The sequence below is a fragment of the Vibrio sp. 10N.222.52.B7 genome, assembly GCF_041474275.1.
GTDB lineage: Bacteria > Pseudomonadota > Gammaproteobacteria > Enterobacterales > Vibrionaceae > Vibrio > Vibrio crassostreae_C.
Window position 1 is genome coordinate 1,023 of record NZ_JBFRTU010000186.1, and the last position, 2,122, is coordinate 3,144.

Below are 2,122 nucleotides of genomic sequence, written 5' to 3' on the forward strand. Positions count from 1 at the left end.
CCATTTAAACTCGTCTCTAATTCTTTATTTAGCATAAGTACCTCCTAAGGGAACAACAGTGTTGTTCGAGCAATTTATACTTGCTCCATTGTACATAGTAGCGGATGCTCATTTTCCTTTGAGTACATCGTGACCTGCGCTACCTTTGTTTCCGCTATTTCAGCACTGTATGTGCCGCATATAGCTTTACCTTCATAATGAACCTTGAGCATCACTTCCGTTGCTTTTTCGATATCTAGTGAGAAGAATCGCTCTAGGATCTCGATTACAAAGTCCATGGGCGTGTAGTCATCGTTATTCAACACAACGTTATACATCGCCGGTGGCTTTACTTTTGTTGCTTCTTTCTCCAGTAAATCTGAGCCTGGAGATGCCCATTCAAAGTTTCTGCTCATATCGCTTTGCTAAGGGTTATTTTTCGGAAGTCGTGAGTGTTTACCTAACTCAAATTTACCACATTCACGCTTTACCGTGTACTAAGAAACTGCACCTAGAAACAGTACCAAAAAATATTCCTCTATACTGAGCCTAATCCACCATTTCCATCGCTGCAAATAAAAGATCTCGATTAACAAGATTAACATATGTGATTGATTAAAAAGACGCCATAACTATTGATACTAACGATAAGATTACCGCTAAGTTACTATTTGGTTAATAGTTTGCGGTTAATCTCGAATGTGATTTGTTATTAAAATTGATCACTTTTATACCAATTTACTATTGACTGTGCTCAATCATTAGCTACATTGGAGCTAAAAGGTTTTTTAATACACTTTTGCAACATGAATTAAAATCAGTAACACGCTTCAAAAATTAACAATAAGGAATAATTACGCAGGGTAGCGTTAATTTCCGTAAGCAATGTACGAGATTCAAGCTATTAGCTGAAATTCTTTAGCTGGTAGGAATGATATCAATCGCACTTACAACAATTGATATAACAACGTTAGTAACAAAATGCATGAGGGATGTATAGCATGGCTACAGGTACAGTAAAATGGTTTAACAATGCCAAAGGGTTTGGCTTTATTTGTCCAGAAGGTGAAGACGGCGATATTTTCGCGCACTACTCCACAATACAAATGGAAGGTTATCGAACCTTAAAGGCTGGTCAGCAGGTCGACTATGAAGTAGAAAGTGGACCTAAAGGCTCGCATGCTAGCTCCGTTGTTCCTGTAGAAGGCAGCGCCGCAAAATAGGCGAATGCAAACTCATGTTAACCTCCATCAGTCGTCATTAACGGCTGACAGGTAAACAGAATATTGAAACCGCTCATTTAATACCTGTAACACAGGATTACGTGAGCGGTTTTTTTCGTTTTGGGGGCTCTAAAGTTGCTCACTGGACAATGAGCTCGAAGAGCTACTCCCCTTAAGCTAGGTCTTAAGAAGTATTAGACAGAAAAAAGACGCTTTAACATTATCGTTAAAGCGTCTTTCGTTTTGACTTTATCTATAACTTAGCTATCAGCCTAAGCAACTCGTTAGCAAATCACGCTCATGAGTGACTAACGATGAGTCCAATCACTATGCATCAATAAACGCGTTTAGCGTTGAGCTTGGGCGCATTAGTGTTGAAACCAATGCATCGTCAAGTAGGTAGTAACCACCTAAGTCGCCAGCCACACCTTGAGCGTTGTTCAGCTCTGCAACGATCGCTTCTTCACTTTCAGCCAGTTGACTTGCCACACCTGCAAACTCAGCAGCAAGATCAGCGTCAGCCGTTTGCTCAGCAAGCGCCTTAGCCCAGTATGCCGCTAGATAGTAGTGGCTACCACGGTTATCAAGCTCACCTACTCGACGTGAAGGAGACTTGTTGTTATCAAGGAACTCACCCGTCGCTTTATCAAGCGCATCAGCTAGAACTTGTGCTTTAGCGTTACCTGTTACTACGCTCAGGTGCTCTAGAGATGCCGCTAGTGCCAAGAATTCACCTAGAGAATCCCAACGCAGGTGGTTTTCTTTCTCTACTTGTTGAACATGTTTAGGAGCAGAGCCGCCAGCACCTGTTTCAAACAGACCACCACCGTTCATTAGTGGAACAATCGATAGCATCTTAGCTGATGTACCAAGCTCTAAAATCGGGAACAAGTCAGTTAGATAATCACGTAATACGTTAC

Annotated in this window: 3 protein-coding genes; 1 reads left to right on the plus strand and 2 read right to left on the minus strand. The window is 41.4% G+C overall.

Annotated elements, in window-relative coordinates; genetic code table 11:
* Positions 1-74: 74 nt before the first annotated feature.
* Positions 75-395, minus strand: a complete 321-nt coding sequence (gene clpS / locus AB4512_RS22230; protein ID WP_004737430.1) for an ATP-dependent Clp protease adapter ClpS — start codon at positions 393-395, stop codon at positions 75-77.
* 585 nt (positions 396-980) lie between these two features.
* Here clpS and cspD point away from each other — a divergent pair.
* A complete protein-coding gene (gene cspD / locus AB4512_RS22235) occupies positions 981-1,202 on the plus strand; it encodes a cold shock domain-containing protein CspD (protein ID WP_004736548.1) in 222 nt (73 codons plus the stop codon).
* 327 nt (positions 1,203-1,529) lie between these two features.
* On the opposite strand, the gene AB4512_RS22240 is transcribed toward cspD, so the two are convergent.
* A partial coding sequence (locus AB4512_RS22240) for an NADP-dependent isocitrate dehydrogenase (protein ID WP_372175711.1) occupies positions 1,530-2,122 on the minus strand: 593 nt, incomplete at its 5' end.